This window comes from Gabonia massiliensis, from assembly GCF_001403595.1.
Classification (GTDB): Bacteria; Bacteroidota; Bacteroidia; order Bacteroidales; family Coprobacteraceae; genus Coprobacter; species Coprobacter secundus.
The window spans coordinates 582732-600242 of sequence record NZ_LN877940.1 but is presented as its reverse complement, the minus strand read 5'-3'; the positions used below and the strand labels follow the sequence as shown (position 1 = coordinate 600242).

Here is a 17511-nt window from a genome sequence, read left to right as displayed (position 1 = left end):
ATACACAAAAAGGTTAAGAGACCTCTTCCAGAAATCTCTTAACCAAAGTTCCTGATAATCAGGAAATACTTATTTAAGTTCAACTTCAGCGCCAGCTTCTTCTAATTGTTTTTTCAACGCTTCAGCTTCAGCTTTAGCAAGACCTTCTTTGATGTTGCTAGGAGCACCATCTACCATATCTTTAGCTTCTTTCAAGCCAAGACCGGTAAGTTCTTTTACTAATTTAACAACTGCTAATTTGTTAGCACCAGCAGCTTTCAAAACAACATCGAAAGATGTTTTTTCTTCAGCAGCTGCACCAGCAGCAGCAGGAGCGGCAACAGCAACAGCTGCAGCAGCAGGTTCAATACCATACTCATCTTTCAAAATCTGAGCAAGTTCGTTTACTTCTTTTACGGTCAGGTTTACTAATTGTTCTGCAAAAGCTTTTAAATCTGCCATTTTTGTATGATTTAATTTGTTATTTTACTAATTCGTTTTTCTAAAAAATTATCTTTCTGATAGAGTCTGCAATACTCCGTGAAGTTTAGAACCTCCCGATTGCAATGCCGAAACAACGTTCTTAGCAGGCGATTGTAACAATGCGATAACATCGGCGATAAGTTCATTTTTGCTCTTAATAGCAACTAACGCATCTAATTGTTCAGCTCCGATATAGAAGCTTTCTTCAACATATGCAGCTTTGAAGTTCAACAAGTCAGAAGTAGATTTTCTAAACTCTTTGATCAACTTGGCCGGAGCGTTACCTGTATTCGTAAACATTACTGCAGTCGAGCCTTTCAGACAATCATAAAGCGGAGTATAATCAGTATCGAGAGACTCCATAGCTTTGTGAAGCAAGGCATTCTTAACAACCAGTAATTTTATATCTTGCTTGAAGCATTCACGACGAAGAGCGCTTGTTTTCTCAGCGTTCAACGCAGCTGTTTCTGCCAAATAAAAATGACTGTATTCTTTAAGAGTCGATGCAATCTGTTCTATAACTGTGCTTTTATCTTCCTTTCTCATAATTCAATTTTTTAAATCTCATCAACTGATTTAGGCTCGATTTTAATACCCGGGCTCATTGTACTTGAAAGATAAACACTCTTAATATATGTACCTTTAGCAGCAGTCGGTTTCAGTTTAATCAAAGCAGAAACAAATTCTTTTGCATTATCACGAATCTGATCAGCAGAGAAAGATACTTTACCTATAGAAGCATGTACAATACCATTCTTATCGACTTTAAAGTCAATCTTTCCTTGTTTTACTTCTTTTACAGCCTTAGCAACCTCGTTGGTAACAGTACCACTCTTAGGATTAGGCATCAAGCCACGAGGACCCAATACACGTCCTAAAGCACCGATTTTACCCATGATAGCAGGCATTGTTATAATAACGTCAATATCGGTCCAACCACCTTTGATTTTTTCGATATATTCGTCCAGCCCAACGTAGTCAGCTCCAGCTTCCTTAGCAGCGGTTTCCTGATCGGGAGTACAAAGTACCAATACCCGAGTCACTTTACCGGTACCATGAGGCAGAGAGACAACCCCTCTTACCATCTGGTTAGCTTTACGTGGGTCTACGCCTAAACGTACATCAACATCAACAGAGGCATCAAATTTCGTATAAGTTATATCTTTTACCAACTGAGATGCTTCTTTGAGTGAATAGGCCTTCCCTGCTTCAATTTTGTCTAAAGCTAACTTTTGATTTTTTGTCAGTTTACCCATTTCAATTGAAGTTTATTAGTTAATATCCGGGAATTCCCCACTTACGGTTATACCCATACTTCTAGCTGTACCAGCAACCATAGTCATCGCTGATTTCAAAGTAAAACAGTTCAAATCGACCATTTTGTCCTCAGCAATTGCTTTTACCTGATCCCAAGTGATTGATGCCACTTTTTTACGGTTAGGCTCTGCCGATCCACTCTTTTGTTTAGATGCTTCTAACAATTGAATGGCTACAGGAGGAGTCTTAACAATAAAATCGAAAGATTTATCGCTATAATAAGTGATAACGACAGGTAATACCTTTCCGGCTTTGTCTTGAGTGCGGGCATTGAATTGCTTGCAAAACTCCATAATATTAATCCCTTTAGAACCTAAAGCCGGTCCTACAGGGGGAGATGGGTTTGCTGCACCTCCTTTAATCTGTAATTTGATCTGTCCAGCAATTTCTTTAGCCATTTTGATTTAATTTGATTTGTTATAAAACAACGTGGGGATAATGACAAGTGCGTAACACCACCTCCATTATTCCTTTTCTACTTGCATAAAGCCCAATTCGAGCGGAGTCTTACGCCCGAAAATTTTAACCATTACTTTCAACTTTTTCTTTTCGTTGTTTACTTCCTCAATAATACCACTGAAACCATTGAACGGCCCGAATGTTACTTTTACGGTTTCTCCAACAAAATACGGAATGCTAATCTCTTCTCCTTGTTCCTGTAACTCGTCTACAGCACCCAACATACGTTTTACTTCAGCAGGTCTCAAAGGGTCGGGATTAGTCGTCCCTCCCAGAAAACCAATTACGTTTGTCGTATTACGCAAACGATGAGACACCTCTCCGACGAGCGCTGCCTCTACAAAAACATAACCAGGATAAAGATTTCTTTCCTTAGTGACTTTCTTACCATTACGTACAGAATATACCTTCTCAGTAGGTATCAAAACCTGGGATACATATTCTCCAAGGTCAGTATTCTTGATTTCAGCATCAAGATATTCCTTTACCTTGCCCTCTTTTCCGCTAATGGCACGCAATACATACCATCCTCTTTTTACCTCAGACATTTTTTACCTCCCAATTAGAATATTTTGCCGTAAATGAAATGCATAATATGGTCAAAACATTGGTCCATCACAAATACTACCAAGGCTATGATTAGGGAAGCGAACATAACAACCACGGCACTATTGCTTAATTCGGACTTTGTCGGCCAAGAAACCTTATAAACCAATTCGTTATAAGATTCTTTAATATTTGCAAGTATCTTTTTCATTCTCTTTTTGAGTTTGCACGGGTCGAGAGACTCGAACTCCCGACACCTGGTTTTGGAGACCAGTGCTCTACCAACTGAGCTAGACCCGTATATCAGCCAGCTCCATAAAATGAGCCGGCTGTAAACTATATCTATTTAGATTAGTCAAGGATTTCGGTAATCTGACCAGAACCTACTGTACGACCACCTTCACGAATAGCGAAACGCAAACCTACGTTGATAGCTACCGGATAGATAAGTTCTACAGTGATTGTTACATGGTCACCTGGCATTACCATTTCAGTTCCTTCCGGAAGAGTGATTTCACCAGTTACGTCTAATGTACGGATATAGAACTGAGGACGATATTTGTTGTGGAATGGAGTGTGACGACCACCTTCTTCTTTCTTCAGGATATATACCTGAGCTTTGAATTTTGAGTGAGGAGTAATCTGTCCCGGATGGCAGATAACCATACCACGTTTGATTTCGTTTTTGTCGATACCACGGAGCAACAAACCAACGTTATCACCAGCTTCACCTTGATCAAGAAGTTTGCGGAACATTTCCACACCGGTAACAACAGATTTCTTACCATCAGCACCTAAACCGATAATCTGAACTTCGTCGCCCACTTTGATAACACCAGTTTCGATACGACCTGTTGCAACAGTACCACGACCTGTGATAGAGAACACGTCTTCTACCGGCATCAAGAATGGTTTATCGATATCACGCGGAGGCAGAGGAATCCATGTATCAACAGCATCCATCAACTCCATAACTTTTTCTTCCCATTGAGGTTCGCCATTCAATGCACCCAGTGCAGAACCACGAATAATAGGAGTATTATCACCATCGTATTCATAAGAAGAGAGCAATTCTCTCATTTCCATTTCTACGAGTTCAAGCATTTCTTCATCGTCAACCATATCGCATTTGTTCATGAAAACTACGATACGAGGAACGTTTACCTGACGAGCCAACAAGATGTGCTCACGAGTCTGAGGCATAGGACCGTCAGTAGCAGCAACAACGATGATAGCACCGTCCATCTGAGCAGCACCAGTTACCATGTTTTTCACATAGTCAGCGTGACCCGGACAGTCAACGTGTGCATAGTGACGATTTGCAGTTTCATACTCTACATGTGAAGTATTAATAGTAATACCTCTTTCTTTTTCTTCAGGAGCATTATCGATTGAATCGAAAGAACGCAATTCTGAAAGACCTTTTTTAGCCAACACAGTAGTGATAGCGGCAGTTAATGTGGTTTTACCATGGTCTACGTGACCGATAGTACCAATATTAACATGAGGCTTGGTGCGTTGAAATTGTTCTTTAGCCATAACTTAACTTGTTATTTATTTTAATTAATGATTAGCGTCCAAATCTTGAGCCAATGACGGGACTTGAACCCGTGACCTCGTCCTTACCAAGGAAGCGCTCTACCACTGAGCTACATCGGCAACATTTGAGCGGGAAACGGGACTCAAACCCGCGACCCTCAGCTTGGAAGGCTAATGCTCTATCAACTGAGCTATTCCCGCAAAAATGTGGGCGAAGATGGATTCGAACCACCGAAGTCGTAAGACAGCAGATTTACAGTCTGCCCCATTTGGCCACTCTGGTATTCGCCCTTATTTAACACTGAGCCGATAGAGGGATTCGAACCCACGACCCCGAGATTACAAATCACGTGCTCTGGCCAACTGAGCTATATCGGCTTATATATTCGCACCCGTTATGCATACGCATATTTCCAATGCGAAACGGGTGCAAATTTAGTCATTAATTTCAAACTACAAAAATATTACCGTATTTTTTTATTTAATCCGGCTTTTTTCCTTCATCTTTTGCAGCTGTTTTACTAAGGCATCGACAGCCAGGTCTACTGCCTCTTCAAAAGTATCGGCAATCTTGCACGAAAATATATCATCTGTTTTCGGTACCAGCAATTTAATGCCAGCTTCTTTATTTTGAGCCGTCTCGGGTTTGACAACTTTCAACGTAACCTCTGCGGCAATGATATCATCATAATACTGGCTAAGCTTTACTACTTTTTTCTGAATAAAACTTTCCAACTGCGTAGAAGCATCGAAATGAATGGCTTGAATTCTAATTTCCATAATTTTCTCCTTTTCTTTCTGCTCGGGGATGAGCTTGTTTATAACTTTTTTTCAGCTCCTCAAACGTAATGTGCGTATACACTTCGGTCGATGCGAGAGAGCTATGACCCAGCAACGCTTTCACGCTGTTCAGTTCCGCACCATTATTCAACATTGCCGAAGCAAACGTATGTCGTAATACATGCGGGCTCTTCTTGGTCAATGAACAAACGGTCTCAAGATAATGTGTCACCACACGATATACTAATTGAGGATAAAGGGCCTCACCATCTTCTTTTATAAAGAAATACGGATATCCCCCTCCTATTTCTTTAGCTCGGATGGCTCGATACTCTTCTATCATCGTTCGTAACTCTTTTCCAAAAGGAATAATTCGTTGCTTATTACGCTTTCCTGTCACTTTTATGGTCGAAGCCATCAAGTCGACATCGACATCTCTCAACCCTATCAACTCTGCCCGGCGAATTCCGGTAGAGTAAAACATGGTTATGATAAGTTTATCGCGTACGGCCCTAAATCCCGAACCGAAATCCACCTCGTCAAGCAACAGGTCCATTTCCCCCTGCTTTACGAAAGACGGAAGCCTTTTCCGTATTTTAGGAAGCTGAATATTCCGTATCGGAGTATCTGTTATCTCCTTTTGTATGACCAAATATTTAAAGAACGAACGTAAAGCTGAAATCTTCCTGCTTACCGTACGAGGGGCTTCCCCGCTCTCAACCAAAACAACCACCCAGTTTCTTACGATATCCCGGTCGATTTTTTCGGGAGCAAACTCTCCGATTTCTTTTGTTACAAAGTCTCTAAACTGAAATAAATCATTTTTATAAGACAGAACGGTATGAGAAGAATATTTCTTCTCATACCGAATATATCCTAAAAATGATTCAATCAACATAAAGAGCGTTGCTTTACTAACGCTACGAATTTAGAAAAAAGAATTCAATCCACCAACTTCAAAGCGGTGTTTTTTACTCTTCTGTCTGTTGCAATTTCTGTATGTAAATAGCTCGCATTACTTTTTTGCGATTTACTACAGAAGGCTTTTCAAAAGCCTGACGATTTCTAAGTTCTTTAATAACACCTGTTTTCTCAAATTTTCTTTTGAATTTCTTCAAAGCTTTTTCAATGTTTTCGCCTTCTTTTACTGGAACTACTATCATATTTTTAATAATTAAAAAGATTTCTCGTACAAAATGCGGTGCAAAATTACACATTGTTTCTTGATAAACAAACCTTTCGGCTTTATTTTCTCTGTTTTCCTCGTTTTTTTCACTTTTTTACAGTTTCAATCAAATTTATCCATTATACATAAGCTTCATTTCCAGTTATTTCACAGTACTTATCAATACTTTTTTTAATCGATTTATATCTCCGATTATTTCTTTTCACCGGATTAAGTTTTACCTTTGTGTGTACACACAATAATTCTAAAAAAGCAAAATTATGGATAAAGATAGTTTAGCCCAGGTAAAAGCTCTCCGCCAAATCATGAAAGAAAACAGAATAGATGCTTTTATCATTCCCGGAACCGATCCTCATCAAAGTGAGTATAGTGCTGCCTACTGGAAAGCCAGGGGCTGGATATCCGGATTTACAGGCTCAGCAGGGACTGCCGTTGTCACGGTCGATAAAGCTGGACTATGGACCGATTCCCGGTATTTCCTACAAGCAGAGTTACAACTCAAAGGAAGTGACTTCGTTTTATTCAAACAAGGGCTTGCCGAGACACCCTCTATTCAGGAATGGCTTGCCGAAGTCCTGTCTCCCGGCTCGACAGTCGCTATAGACGGAGCGATGTTTTCTTATTCGGATGCTTTGGAAATGAAAAAATTCTTCAAGACCAAGACAATTTCCTTCGTGACAAATTTTGACCCGTTCGATTCTATTTGGCACAACCGCCCTCAAATACCTTCTGATCCGATATTTGCATATCCGGAAAAATACAGTGGTGAATCTACTGAGAGCAAAATAGACTCTATATTAGAAAATATATCGAAATATGGGGCAAACTCTTTATTGTTATCGGCTTTGGATGAAATTGCATGGATACTGAATATTCGAGGAACTGATGTAGAATGTAACCCAGTAGCCATATGCTATGCATTTTTATCGGAACAAGAGCGCGTATTATTTATCAACGCAAAAAAAATAAATACTGAAACTGCCGAATATCTAAAAAGTAACAAAATCAAAATCGCCGGTTACGATAAGATTCATGATTATTTACAAGCTTTGCCTGAAGGTGTAAAGTTATACATTGACCCGGCAAAAATAAATTATAGCTTGGTAAACGCTATTTCTCAACAAAATGCCATAGTGTTCGGAAAGACTCCGGTAGCCATGCCTAAAAGTATAAAGAATGAAACAGAAATTGCCGGATTCAGAGCAGCCATGATACGGGACGGAGTGGCTTTGGTAAAATTCTTTTACTGGCTTGAGCAAAATGTTCCGACAGGCCATGTTTCGGAAATCACCATTGCAGAAAAGCTTCGCGAATTCCGTTCACAGCAAGACTTATATGTAGGTGAAAGTTTTTCCACGATAGCCGGATATGGAGCTCACGGTGCCATAGTCCATTATAGTGCTACGCCCGAAAGCAATGTAACTATCAAAAATGAAGGATTTTTACTAATCGACTCCGGAGCTCAATATCTTGACGGGACGACAGATATAACTCGCACCGTCGCTTTAGGGCCACTGAGTGACCGTCAAAAACGAGACTTTACCCTTGTCCTAAAAGGGCATATTGCTATTGCAACCTCTATTTTCCCCCAAGGGACAAGAGGTGCACAAATCGATGCCTTCGCCCGCCATTTCTTATGGAATTACGGATTAAATTATTTACACGGGACAGGCCACGGCATCGGTCATTTCCTGAATGTACATGAAGGGCCTCAAAATATCCGTCTCGAAGAAAATCCAACTCCTCTGACTCCCGGTATGGTCACGTCCAACGAACCGGGCGTCTACATTGCCGGAGAATACGGTATCCGCACCGAAAACTTGATATTGACAGTACACCACAGTACAACGGATTTCGGAGACTTCAACGCATTCGAAACTTTGACATTTTTCCCTATCGACAAAAAAGCAATTGATATAACATTGCTCACTGCCGATGAGAAAGAGTGGCTCAATAATTATCATAAAACCGTGTACGAAAAATTAAGTCCCCAATTAGTGGGTGCAGAAAAAGAGTGGTTAAGAAAAGCGACAGAGGCTTTATAAATTTAATATTCGAAAAAATATGGCACTAATAAAATCAGTTCGAGGATTCACACCTATTATCGGCAAAAACTGTTTCCTTGCCGATAATGCTACATTGATAGGCGATATTGTCATGGGGGATGATTGCAGTATCTGGTTCAACACAGTATTGAGGGGTGATGTAAATTCTATCCGTATCGGCAACCGAGTAAATATACAGGACGGCTCTGTTTTACATACCTTATATCAAAAATCGACCATCGAAATCGGTGATGATGTTTCTATCGGGCACAATGTCACAGTACATGGGGCTACCATCAAAGACGGGGCACTTGTCGGCATGGGAGCTGTCATTCTCGACGATGCCATTGTCGGCGAGGGAGCTATCGTGGCTGCCGGCTCAGTAGTATTAAGCAAAACAGTTATCGAGCCCGGTAGTTTATGGGCCGGAGCTCCTGCCAAATTCATAAAAATGGTAGACCCGGTACAATCAAAGGAAATCAATCAGAAAATTGCTAAAAATTATCTGATGTATTCCGAATGGTATAAATAGTTTTTTCATATCAATTAAGAACCTGTTTAAATTTTGCTTGGGTCAGCTTTGAGAATTTCTTTTGTGGATATTTTTTTTCGTTTTCATGAAGATAATAGCAAGCTATTTGATAAACGAAAATAGGAAAACAGTCCGAAAAGAAGTACAAAGGAGACCTGAGCAGATTTCTTTATCGGACAATTTAACCGATTCTAAAGCAGTGCAGAGCTTCAGATACAAAACAATAGGATAAAAATGATAAAACAAGACTTTTTATTAGCTCAAATCGAAGAGCTTACTAAAAAAATAGCCCGTCTATTAAGAAAAAAAGAGACGAATGAACCTGACATCGATACTGCTGCAGACGATTGCTACAAGGCTTTTCGGCTAAATTTAAATTCCATTATAAATTTGCCTGAAGACGAATTGACAGAACTCGTACCTGACTGGCAATTACTTGAACTATTGGTAAAAATCATGCTAAATGACACACGTATCAACCATGATTTGCATCAAATGGAAAAAGCTCAGGCTTTGCTTTATTATGTACAGGAAAACGATAGGACCTATTCATTCGACCGGATTGCGATGGCCAAAGAGTTGGACACTCTTATTCAAAATTTAAAATCGGGCAACCATAACTAACCGATGCTTTCCCTACTTTCGGGATATTTCGGCAGTTCCTCCTCGCGGCATAATCAATTCGAAACCATTTTCATCGGATGATTTTATTTTTGCCTGTCCCGAAAGCCTTATTTTACAGATATCAAATAGATACAGGCCACTCATCCATTTCAAACCGATAACTCCAATAATAAGCTTCTCACTATCTTCATATTTCTATCTATAATTTTATTGTAATATCCATCCTACAGTATCAGAATACTCTTTCTTTTTATCTACAGATTTTACCTCTATACGATTCGCCCCGGGTATCAGGCTCATATTCTCCCAACGCACAGTAGCCCATTTATCTGCCTTGGCCTTTCCCATATATTGCCCGTTTACCCATAAGGAAGCTTCCGGCAAATTGGTAAACACCATAATATCAACCTGAGGGTTCACTCTGTTTTTACAACGCCGTTCGGCAATATATACAAATTTATTGTCTTTATCCCAGTTTGCCTTATAATAATAAAAAGCATCTTTCTTCACTTTCCGGTCAAAAGTAACCAGTCCCTTATCATTTATACCAGGGCGGTCTCCTTCTGTCCTGTGCGCGGCTCCGAAATCGAAAAATGCCCAGATAAAAGAGCCCCAGATAAATGGCCGTTCACTGATTTGTCCCCAGCTCTTCATATGATAATACGTCTGCCAATTCTCCGGATGCCACCAGCCGGTAGGGACTACTTTCTTCAAAGAATCCTGCTGGTGATAAATGCTTGCTCCGGCCCCGTACTCGCTAATGCCGATTTTCAGTTGAGGATATGCAGCATGAACCTTGTCAGCCCATGCTCCAAGGTCATCCGGATTACCTCCGTACCAGCCGAAGTACTTATTCCAACAAATGGCATCGGTAACTCTGTTCAATTCATTATCATCGTTCAAATTGGATGCAGAAGTTATGATTCGTGTAGGGTCTTCCTTATGTGCCAGTTCATTCAGCTCCCGCACATATTCCAACGGGTTATCTGCCGGAGTTTTCAACTCATTGAACAATCCCCAAAAACAGATAGAGGGGTGGTTGTAATGCTGGCGGATAAGCTCGATAAGCTGTTCCTTCCCATTCTGACGAAAAAACGAAGTATTTACAAATCCTTGGTCTTGATAGCCTCCCGGTCCGACAAACGGTATTTCGGCCCACACGACCAGCCCATACTTATCCATCAAATCATATATCATAGTCGCCTGAGGATAATGCGCCAGACGTATGGCATTGGCCCCGACTTCGGCAATCAGCGCAGCATCTTCGATATGATGTTCGGGACGCAAGGCATTTCCCACTTCGATTCTATCCTGATGACGGCATACACCATGCAACCGCAATGGCTGGCCGTTCAACGAGAACCCCCTGTCTGCATCTAATTCAAAAAAGCGTACCCCCAAAGGCTGCTCCACTTTATCTAATATTCTATCGCCCTTCGACAAGGTAACTTCAACCCGATACATAAACGGATCTTGTCTACCATTCCATAAATGCGGAGTACCTATTGTTATCGGAACATCGACATACATCACTTTTGAAGGTTTGACTTCGACCGGTTGTACCGCTTCCTTTACCACCTTTTCCCCATCGTAAACCCGTACATTCAAGTTTACATTATCCACAGCCAATCCCGAGACCGCTATCCGGGCCTTGACATCGGCCCTTTGGGGAGATACACTCTCTTGTATCAGATATACTCCCGGAGAAGCATAATCCAAAGGCGATATGCAAGTCTCCTCCGTCACCAACAAATGTACATCCCGATATATTCCTCCATAAAAATTAAAATCACCGACCAAAGGCATGACATCAAGATGCAAAGCATTACTTACACTCACCTGCAACTGATTGTCCTTACCATATTCTATCCAATCGGTTATTTCAAATACAAAAGCTCCATATCCTCCCCGATGTTCCCCGATATGCCGCTGATTGATAAATACGTCAGTCACCGTATTAGCCCCTTCGAATCGCAAAAAAAGCCGTTTGCCTTTCCATCCTTCAGGGATTTTCAGCACACGTGTATAATTTGCTGTCCCCCGATAATAATCGGGAATCCCCGCCAAAGCATCTTTTGCATTCCATGTATGAGGCAAATCCACTCGACGCTCCGATTTATGAGATACCTGATGTGCAAAACGAAACATCCAATTATCATTTATCAGAACATCCCTCCGTACAGCTTGAGACGTAAACGTGATTAAAATAAAAAAAATAAATAATTTAATGGTCTTCATGTCTACCGATTTAAAGAAATATCTTGCCAAAAATACAGATTATATGGTTACAAAAGAACCCCAAATCGTCCAAATACAACCTTCAATAATCCAAAATCAAAAAAGCGGTGCAAAACCACATTTTCCGCGCCGCTTTTTCTTCACTTGCTATCCTCAAAAATTCCGTTATATAAAGGATTACTTACGGTCCTTACCTCCTTTTTTTGAGGAACCCTTATATCCTGTTTGTCTTTTTTTACCAGATAAACAGGTTTTCGATGCTTCATCGTTATCATCCTTAACCCTATGCCTCCTCATATTTCTGATGCCTCCCCGAGTTCCACGTAGAGAACTCCTCGACAAGTAATCGACAGGTNGGCTTTTTTCTTATGTAACAGAACCTCTTCATCTTCTACGTTGACCTTTTCCGGCAAGCGGATAATCTGCCCGTCTATTTTGACCTTATCGGTACGAGCGACTTTCGTGCCCATTTCCGCCCTTATTCCATTTACCGTCACCCGCTCGTCTGCAATCAACTTATCTGCCTCCCGGCGAGAGCAAAAACCGGTCTCACTGATATATTTGTTTATGCGTATCAATTCTTCCATATTCTTCTATTCAAATTAATTTACCCCAATGTTATATGTCTTACATCGAGCTTTTCATGTAAAAACAATGAAGCTGCATCTATAAATTTTGCTTCCGATTCCGTCGTATAGAAACGGCATGTTCCTTGTTTCGTACAGCGCTCGTCCATCTCAGGATGCCTCTTAAAATAATCTGACAAACTGCGGGCAACCCATTCTCCCTGTGCCACAGCCTGTACTCCCAACGGCAGATATTTCTTTATTTTCTCCAATAATATCGGATAGTGGGTACATCCCAGAATAACAGTATCAATTTGAGAACACCGGTTCATCAACCGGTCGATATAAAGCTTCACAAAATAATCTGCTCCGGGCGAATTATGTTCGTTATTCTCTATCAAAGGGACCCACATAGGGCAAGGCTCGCTATATACTTCTATATCGGGATACAGTTTTTTTATTTCCAATGGGTATGACTCAGATTGTATTGTCCCCAACGTCCCCAAAACGCCTATTTTACGGGTCTTTGTCATATCCCCGATTACTTCCACGGTAGGGCGGATAACTCCCAAGACTCTCCTGTCAAAGGCCAATACCGGTAAGTCATTCTGCTGTATAGACCGCAAAGCTTTTGCCGAAGCCGTATTACAAGCAAGAATTACCAATGGACACCCTTCTTCAAATAAGCGAACAACTGCTTCTAACGTAAATTTATATACAATCTCGAACGAGCGTGTACCATAGGGAGCACGGGCATTATCTCCCAAATAGATATAATCGTACTGAGGCATTGCCCGACGAATTTCGTCAAGAATCGTGAGCCCACCATAGCCGGAGTCAAACACCCCTATCGGCCCATGTATCCCAGGTAACAAATCCATTGATAATATATAATTTTATATCCGTAAACAGAAAAGGATGATAAATATCGATTATCATCCTTCATCCGTCATATAGAGTTCTTATTCTATTTTTACTTCAACCCCAATTTTGTCTTGACGGCTGCCGTCACATCTTCACTGGGTGCTCCGTGATACAATATAACAGGCATCGGAGAAGCCAAATCGAAAATATAAGTAAATTTCTGTTCTGTACCTACCGACTTGATAGCATCAGTCAGCTTCTTTTCGATTGGAGCAAAAAGCTGTTGCTGCTGTTTTTCAATATCACCTTGAGCTACTTCCTGAAAATTCTGAATCCGTTGCTGCAATTCTTGTACTTCTTGCATACGACGAGCCTTTATATTTTCAGGAAGAGAATCCTGCGCCATAAATTCTTTGTATTTTTTATTAAATTCTTCGCGCATTTTCACAAATTCATCTTCATATTTCTTTGCCAAATCCTGCAATGTCTTTTCTGCTGTGGCTTTTTCAGGCATTAAAGCAAATACTTCTTGAGTATTTATGGTTCCGAATTTGTACTGTGCAAATACACTCAATGGCATTGCACACAATAAAACAATAACTAATTTTTTAAACATAATATCAATTTTAATTTTCTTATTTTTCCAGTTTATCAATTAATGTCACAAAAATAAGCATTTATTTTGAATATCCTAATTTTGTAAGCACTTCATTACTAATATCGATTCTCGGAGAGGCAAATATTATACTGGCATCCGAAGCCCTGTCAATAACCATCTGGTATCCTTTCTCTTCAGAAATCTTTTTTACAGCATTGTATATATCATCTTGTATCGGTTGCATCAGGCTTTCTCTTTTCTTATACAACTCGCCCTCCGGCCCGAAATATTTCCGACGTAGCTCGGCCACTTCTTTTTCTTTGGCCACGACCTCTTCTTCCTTCTTCGACTGCTGTTCTTTGGAGAGATAAACCTGCTCAGACTTATAGTTATTGAACAATGTTTCAGCCTCTTTCGCTTTTGTCTCTATTTCCCGTTGCCAACGGGTCGACACCTGCTTCAATTGCTCATTTGCCATTTCATAAGCCGGTATACTCTTCAATATATATTCCATATCGATCAATGCAAACTTTTGAGCGCTACCTGTCACCGCCAATGAGCAGAACACAGCCAAGATCATAATCGCTTTCTTCATAACTATTCTGTTTTTAATTCGTGAATAATAATAACAATGTACAGTATTAGACTGTTTTCATCGCCATTGGTTTATTTTCAGGAATAAATCGATTTCGGTTTAGAACTCTTGTCCAAGGATAAAGTGTATCTGACTGCCACCTCGTTTGTTAAATACTTTATCGAAACCATACGCCCAGTCGATACCCATCATACCTATCATCGGTAAGAATATACGTACACCGACTCCTGCCGAACGCTTCAACTGGAACGGGTTAAAGTCTTTCACATCCACCCACGCATTACCGGCCTCTGCAAATGTCAGAGCATATATCGTAGACGATGGCTGCAACAATATAGGGAAGTGCAGCTCGATACCCATACGAGTATAAGCATACGCATCATACCCCCACGGAGTCAACGAACCGTTCTCATATCCTCTCAATCCGATAGTTTCGGTAGCATAGTTGCTACTGTATCCCGACATACCGTCACCTCCCATATAATAGGTCTCGAAAGGAGATTTTTTATATTTATTATAAGAACCCAGAATACCAAATTCGGCACGCGTCATCAACACCAGTGTATGCTGGTTTTCTACCGGAGTAAGCGGAGTATATGTCTTGGCTTTAAACTTCCACTTATGATATTCTATCCACTTGTACATTTTCTCACGTCCCTGCTCGGTACTGGTATCGAGGTTCTTATAGTCTACCTTATTGAACAAAGAATAGGGGGGGGTAAGCTGTACCGACAGAGAGAACTGGGAACCTCGCCGAGTATAGATAGGGTTATCGATTGAGTTACGGCTAAGGGTCAATCCCAATGATATACTGTGAGAATGTCCGTTTTGCAAGAAATACAGATACTGCCAGTCTTTCAACATATATAGCTGATAATTCAGGTCTACCGTAAAGTTAAAGTAGTCGTCGGGCCAACTCAATCGTTTACCGAATCCGACAGAGACTCCCAACATCTGCAATGATTTGCTCGGGTCTACAGCATAGCTGTAATCATAGTTGCCATAGCTACTGCCATATATACTGGGATTATAATACCCCAAACCGTATGGGTCAAGATAGTTATTATTCCAATAATTAGAACTTATATCGGTCTGGCGGCTGTAATAAGCCGACACGGAGAAGGAATTCGGACGCTTACCGCCAAACCACGGGTCAAAGAACGAGAGACTGTATGACTGGAAATATTTGGCATTGGTCTGTGCACTGATGGTCAATGTCTGCCCGTCTCCCTGAGGAATAATGCCCTTGTATGATTTCGGATTCAGGAAGTTCTTAACCGAAAAGTTTGTAAACTTCAAACTCAACTTACCGATAATACCGGTCTGACCCCAACCGGCAGAAAACTCTATCTGGTCATTAGCTTTCGATTGCAAGCCATACACCAGGTCTACCGTTCCATTCTCGGGATTCGGTTCAGGGCGTATATCCATTGTTTCCGGGTCAAAATGTCCGGTTTGTGCAATTTCACGGGCCGAACGCATAAGGTCCGATTTACTGAACAATTCACCCGGCTTAGTACGCAACTCACGACGAACCACATGCTCATACAAACGGTCATTACCTTTAATAATGACTTTATTGATTCTGGCTTGTTCTCCTTCATAAATGCGCAGTTCCAAATCGATAGAATCATTTTCTACATTTACTTCTATCGGGTCGAGCTGGAAGAACAGATACCCGTTATCCATATACAGGTTGGCAACAGCGTCTTCATCGTCCTGTGTACGTTCTCTCAACAACTTTTGGTTATATACATCACCCGGTTTCATGCGCAGGATGGCGCTCAGATATTCTGATGGATACAACGTATTTCCCAACCAACGAATATCCCGGATATAATATTTCTTCCCTTCATCCACAGTAATAAATACATCGACTTTCTTGTCGTCATATTTTGCTACACTGTCTTTTACGATAACAGCATCACGATATCCCAGTTCATTATATTTATCGATAATAAGGTCCAAATCGGCTTTGAAGTTTTCATTCACAAATTTCTTGGTTCTAAAGAGATTTACCAAACGACCTTTTTCGTTCGTTTTCTTCATTACCCGCTGCAATTTCTTATCAGTCAAGACCTGATTTCCATCAATATATATTTTATGAACTTTAATTTTTTCTTTCTTATCGATATTGATATCGACAATCACTTGATTTTCATGAGACAAGTCATCTTTCTGCAAAATCTGCACATCGACATTATTGAAACCTTTCTCTTCGAAGTGTTTCTTTATCAACAATTTTGCACGGTCTATCAGGTTGGGCGTAATCTGATTTCCCTTTACCAATCCCAACTTAAGCTCAAGATCTTCCCGCTCCGATTTCTTTATTCCGTTATAATTGATTTGCGAAATACGGGGACGCTCTTTCAGGCTGATATTCAACCACGCTTTATCGCCATATATCTTGGTAACCTCAATAGCTACATCCGAAAACAACCCCTGTTTCCAGAAACGCTTTACAGCCCGGGTAATATCATCTCCCGGAATTTCCATCGTTTCCCCCACAGTAAGCCCCGAAAAGCCTATCAAGACATAATCTTCATAATTTTTTACCCCCGATACCGTTATACCGGCAATCTCATATTTCTTGGGTGTAGCGGTATAATGTATGGTAGGATTATATATCGTATCGGTTTTAGATTCTGTCGATGTCTGCGAAAATGCGGTCTGAACGACCGGGAAGAACATAGCCAACAATAATAAAAGGTATTTACGCATATTGTGTTGCATTGATTTTTCTCTAATTCTCATAGTTGTTCACTGATTTTACCGAAACGTCTTTCCCGGTTTTGATAGTCACAAATGGCTTTATAAAAATTTTCTTTCCCGAAATCCGGCCAATATTCAGGCGTAAAATAAAGCTCGGCATAAGCAAGCTGCCACATCAAGAAATTACTGATACGCATCTCTCCTCCCGTCCGTATCAACAAATCGGGGTCAGGCATCATCGCTGTTGCCAAATGACTATCTATTGTATTATCATTTATATCCTTTATATTCAATTTACCGTCCATAACCTCCTGTGCCATATTTTTTACCGCCTCGACCATTTCCCATTTGGTAGAATAGCTTAACGCAAGTACCAGCGTGAGGCCTGTATTTCCGGAGGTAACTTGTATGCACTGATCCAATTTGGCCTTAACGTCCGACGGCATAC

The 17511-nt window shown here is 40.7% G+C and carries 20 protein-coding genes and 5 tRNA genes; 3 read left to right on the top strand and 22 right to left on the bottom strand.

Annotation, left to right across the window (positions count from 1 at the left end; all coding sequences use genetic code 11):
* Positions 1-69: 69 nt before the first annotated feature.
* The 15 genes from rplL to rpsU all read right to left on the bottom strand — a co-directional run bounded on the left by rplL (position 70) and on the right by rpsU (position 6266).
* Positions 70-441, bottom strand: a complete 372-nt coding sequence (gene rplL / locus BN2628_RS12540; protein ID WP_021929636.1) for a 50S ribosomal protein L7/L12 — start codon at positions 439-441, stop codon at positions 70-72.
* Positions 442-489: 48 nt separating this feature from the next.
* Positions 490-1008: a 50S ribosomal protein L10 gene (gene rplJ, locus BN2628_RS12535; protein ID WP_021929637.1), complete on the bottom strand. Its 519-nt coding sequence runs from the start codon at positions 1006-1008 to the stop codon at positions 490-492.
* Positions 1009-1019: 11 nt separating this feature from the next.
* The gene (gene rplA / locus BN2628_RS12530) at positions 1020-1718 is read right to left on the bottom strand and encodes a 50S ribosomal protein L1 (protein WP_021929638.1); all 699 of its coding nucleotides are present in this window, start codon (positions 1716-1718) and stop codon (positions 1020-1022) included.
* A 15-nt stretch (positions 1719-1733) separates the two neighbouring features.
* Positions 1734-2177: a 50S ribosomal protein L11 gene (gene rplK, locus BN2628_RS12525; protein WP_021929639.1), complete on the bottom strand. Its 444-nt coding sequence runs from the start codon at positions 2175-2177 to the stop codon at positions 1734-1736.
* A 66-nt stretch (positions 2178-2243) separates the two neighbouring features.
* Positions 2244-2786: a transcription termination/antitermination protein NusG gene (nusG, locus tag BN2628_RS12520; protein ID WP_021929640.1), complete on the bottom strand. Its 543-nt coding sequence runs from the start codon at positions 2784-2786 to the stop codon at positions 2244-2246.
* 14 nt (positions 2787-2800) lie between these two features.
* A complete protein-coding gene (gene secE / locus BN2628_RS12515) occupies positions 2801-2995 on the bottom strand; it encodes a preprotein translocase subunit SecE (RefSeq protein ID WP_055097558.1) in 195 nt (64 codons plus the stop codon).
* 16 nt (positions 2996-3011) lie between these two features.
* Positions 3012-3084, bottom strand: a tRNA-Trp gene (locus tag BN2628_RS12510).
* 51 nt (positions 3085-3135) lie between these two features.
* The gene (gene tuf, locus BN2628_RS12505) at positions 3136-4323 is read right to left on the bottom strand and encodes an elongation factor Tu (protein ID WP_044224770.1); all 1188 of its coding nucleotides are present in this window, start codon (positions 4321-4323) and stop codon (positions 3136-3138) included.
* Between the two features lie 48 nt (positions 4324-4371).
* Positions 4372-4443 (bottom strand) — tRNA-Thr (locus BN2628_RS12500).
* An 8-nt stretch (positions 4444-4451) separates the two neighbouring features.
* A tRNA-Gly gene (locus BN2628_RS12495) sits at positions 4452-4524 on the bottom strand.
* A 7-nt stretch (positions 4525-4531) separates the two neighbouring features.
* Positions 4532-4614, bottom strand: a tRNA-Tyr gene (locus BN2628_RS12490).
* A gap of 13 nt (positions 4615-4627) precedes the next feature.
* A tRNA-Thr gene (locus tag BN2628_RS12485) sits at positions 4628-4701 on the bottom strand.
* Positions 4702-4800: 99 nt separating this feature from the next.
* Entirely contained in the window at positions 4801-5103 is a 303-nt protein-coding gene (gene hpf, locus BN2628_RS12480) for a ribosome hibernation-promoting factor, HPF/YfiA family (protein WP_021929539.1), read from the bottom strand.
* Positions 5093-6001 (bottom strand): tyrosine-type recombinase/integrase, encoded by a 909-nt coding sequence (locus tag BN2628_RS12475; RefSeq protein WP_044224772.1) that lies wholly within the window; start codon positions 5999-6001, stop codon positions 5093-5095. Before BN2628_RS12475 ends, hpf begins: the two co-directional genes overlap by 11 nt.
* 73 nt (positions 6002-6074) lie before the next feature.
* Positions 6075-6266, bottom strand: coding sequence for a 30S ribosomal protein S21 (gene rpsU / locus BN2628_RS12470; protein ID WP_021929538.1), 192 nt, complete (start codon positions 6264-6266; stop codon positions 6075-6077).
* 283 nt (positions 6267-6549) lie between these two features.
* On the opposite strand from rpsU, the gene BN2628_RS12465 reads away from it, so the two are divergent.
* The 3 genes from BN2628_RS12465 (at position 6550) to BN2628_RS12455 (ending at position 9490) form a co-directional block, all read left to right on the top strand.
* Positions 6550-8334 (top strand): aminopeptidase P family protein, encoded by a 1785-nt coding sequence (locus BN2628_RS12465; RefSeq protein WP_044224774.1) that lies wholly within the window; start codon positions 6550-6552, stop codon positions 8332-8334.
* 19 nt (positions 8335-8353) lie between these two features.
* Positions 8354-8866, top strand: a complete 513-nt coding sequence (locus tag BN2628_RS12460; RefSeq protein ID WP_044224775.1) for a gamma carbonic anhydrase family protein — start codon at positions 8354-8356, stop codon at positions 8864-8866.
* A gap of 234 nt (positions 8867-9100) precedes the next feature.
* Positions 9101-9490, top strand: coding sequence for a hypothetical protein (locus tag BN2628_RS12455; protein WP_044224778.1), 390 nt, complete (start codon positions 9101-9103; stop codon positions 9488-9490).
* A gap of 207 nt (positions 9491-9697) precedes the next feature.
* Here BN2628_RS12455 and BN2628_RS12450 read toward each other — a convergent pair whose 3' ends face one another.
* The 7 genes from BN2628_RS12450 to uppS all read right to left on the bottom strand — a co-directional run.
* Positions 9698-11728 (bottom strand): beta-glucuronidase LacZ4, encoded by a 2031-nt coding sequence (locus BN2628_RS12450; RefSeq protein WP_055097554.1) that lies wholly within the window; start codon positions 11726-11728, stop codon positions 9698-9700.
* A gap of 293 nt (positions 11729-12021) precedes the next feature.
* Positions 12022-12315 carry a S4 domain-containing protein gene (locus BN2628_RS12445; protein ID WP_055097551.1) on the bottom strand — a complete coding sequence of 98 codons (294 nt, stop codon included), beginning with the start codon at positions 12313-12315 and terminating at the stop codon, positions 12022-12024.
* A 20-nt stretch (positions 12316-12335) separates the two neighbouring features.
* Positions 12336-13175 carry a glutamate racemase gene (murI, locus tag BN2628_RS12440; RefSeq protein ID WP_044224786.1) on the bottom strand — a complete coding sequence of 280 codons (840 nt, stop codon included), beginning with the start codon at positions 13173-13175 and terminating at the stop codon, positions 12336-12338.
* A 92-nt stretch (positions 13176-13267) separates the two neighbouring features.
* On the bottom strand, positions 13268-13774 hold the full coding sequence (locus tag BN2628_RS12435) for an OmpH/Skp family outer membrane protein (RefSeq protein ID WP_021930269.1): 507 nt from the start codon (positions 13772-13774) through the stop codon (positions 13268-13270).
* 61 nt (positions 13775-13835) lie between these two features.
* On the bottom strand, positions 13836-14351 hold the full coding sequence (locus tag BN2628_RS12430) for an OmpH/Skp family outer membrane protein (protein ID WP_021930270.1): 516 nt from the start codon (positions 14349-14351) through the stop codon (positions 13836-13838).
* Positions 14352-14450: 99 nt separating this feature from the next.
* Positions 14451-17072, bottom strand: coding sequence for a BamA/OMP85 family outer membrane protein (locus tag BN2628_RS12425; RefSeq protein WP_370757456.1), 2622 nt, complete (start codon positions 17070-17072; stop codon positions 14451-14453).
* A gap of 29 nt (positions 17073-17101) precedes the next feature.
* Positions 17102-17511: polyprenyl diphosphate synthase (uppS, locus tag BN2628_RS12420; protein ID WP_074024177.1), on the bottom strand; the 410-nt coding region annotated here is incomplete at its 5' end.

Bases quoted from the DNA above. Each gene is read 5' to 3' on its own strand.
- rplL (WP_021929636.1), bottom strand. From the start codon at position 441: ATGGCAGATTTAAAAGCTTTTGCAGAACAATTAGTAAACCTGACCGTA.
- rplJ (WP_021929637.1), bottom strand. From the start codon at position 1,008: ATGAGAAAGGAAGATAAAAGCACAGTTATAGAACAGATTGCATCGACT.
- rplA (WP_021929638.1), bottom strand. From the start codon at position 1,718: ATGGGTAAACTGACAAAAAATCAAAAGTTAGCTTTAGACAAAATTGAA.
- rplK (WP_021929639.1), bottom strand. From the start codon at position 2,177: ATGGCTAAAGAAATTGCTGGACAGATCAAATTACAGATTAAAGGAGGT.
- nusG (WP_021929640.1), bottom strand. From the start codon at position 2,786: ATGTCTGAGGTAAAAAGAGGATGGTATGTATTGCGTGCCATTAGCGGA.
- secE (WP_055097558.1), bottom strand. From the start codon at position 2,995: ATGAAAAAGATACTTGCAAATATTAAAGAATCTTATAACGAATTGGTT.
- tuf (WP_044224770.1), bottom strand. From the start codon at position 4,323: ATGGCTAAAGAACAATTTCAACGCACCAAGCCTCATGTTAATATTGGT.
- hpf (WP_021929539.1), bottom strand. From the start codon at position 5,103: ATGGAAATTAGAATTCAAGCCATTCATTTCGATGCTTCTACGCAGTTG.
- BN2628_RS12475 (WP_044224772.1), bottom strand. From the start codon at position 6,001: ATGTTGATTGAATCATTTTTAGGATATATTCGGTATGAGAAGAAATAT.
- rpsU (WP_021929538.1), bottom strand. From the start codon at position 6,266: ATGATAGTAGTTCCAGTAAAAGAAGGCGAAAACATTGAAAAAGCTTTG.
- BN2628_RS12465 (WP_044224774.1), top strand. From the start codon at position 6,550: ATGGATAAAGATAGTTTAGCCCAGGTAAAAGCTCTCCGCCAAATCATG.
- BN2628_RS12460 (WP_044224775.1), top strand. From the start codon at position 8,354: ATGGCACTAATAAAATCAGTTCGAGGATTCACACCTATTATCGGCAAA.
- BN2628_RS12455 (WP_044224778.1), top strand. From the start codon at position 9,101: ATGATAAAACAAGACTTTTTATTAGCTCAAATCGAAGAGCTTACTAAA.
- BN2628_RS12450 (WP_055097554.1), bottom strand. From the start codon at position 11,728: ATGAAGACCATTAAATTATTTATTTTTTTTATTTTAATCACGTTTACG.
- murI (WP_044224786.1), bottom strand. From the start codon at position 13,175: ATGGATTTGTTACCTGGGATACATGGGCCGATAGGGGTGTTTGACTCC.
- BN2628_RS12435 (WP_021930269.1), bottom strand. From the start codon at position 13,774: ATGTTTAAAAAATTAGTTATTGTTTTATTGTGTGCAATGCCATTGAGT.
- BN2628_RS12430 (WP_021930270.1), bottom strand. From the start codon at position 14,351: ATGAAGAAAGCGATTATGATCTTGGCTGTGTTCTGCTCATTGGCGGTG.
- BN2628_RS12425 (WP_370757456.1), bottom strand. From the start codon at position 17,072: ATGCGTAAATACCTTTTATTATTGTTGGCTATGTTCTTCCCGGTCGTT.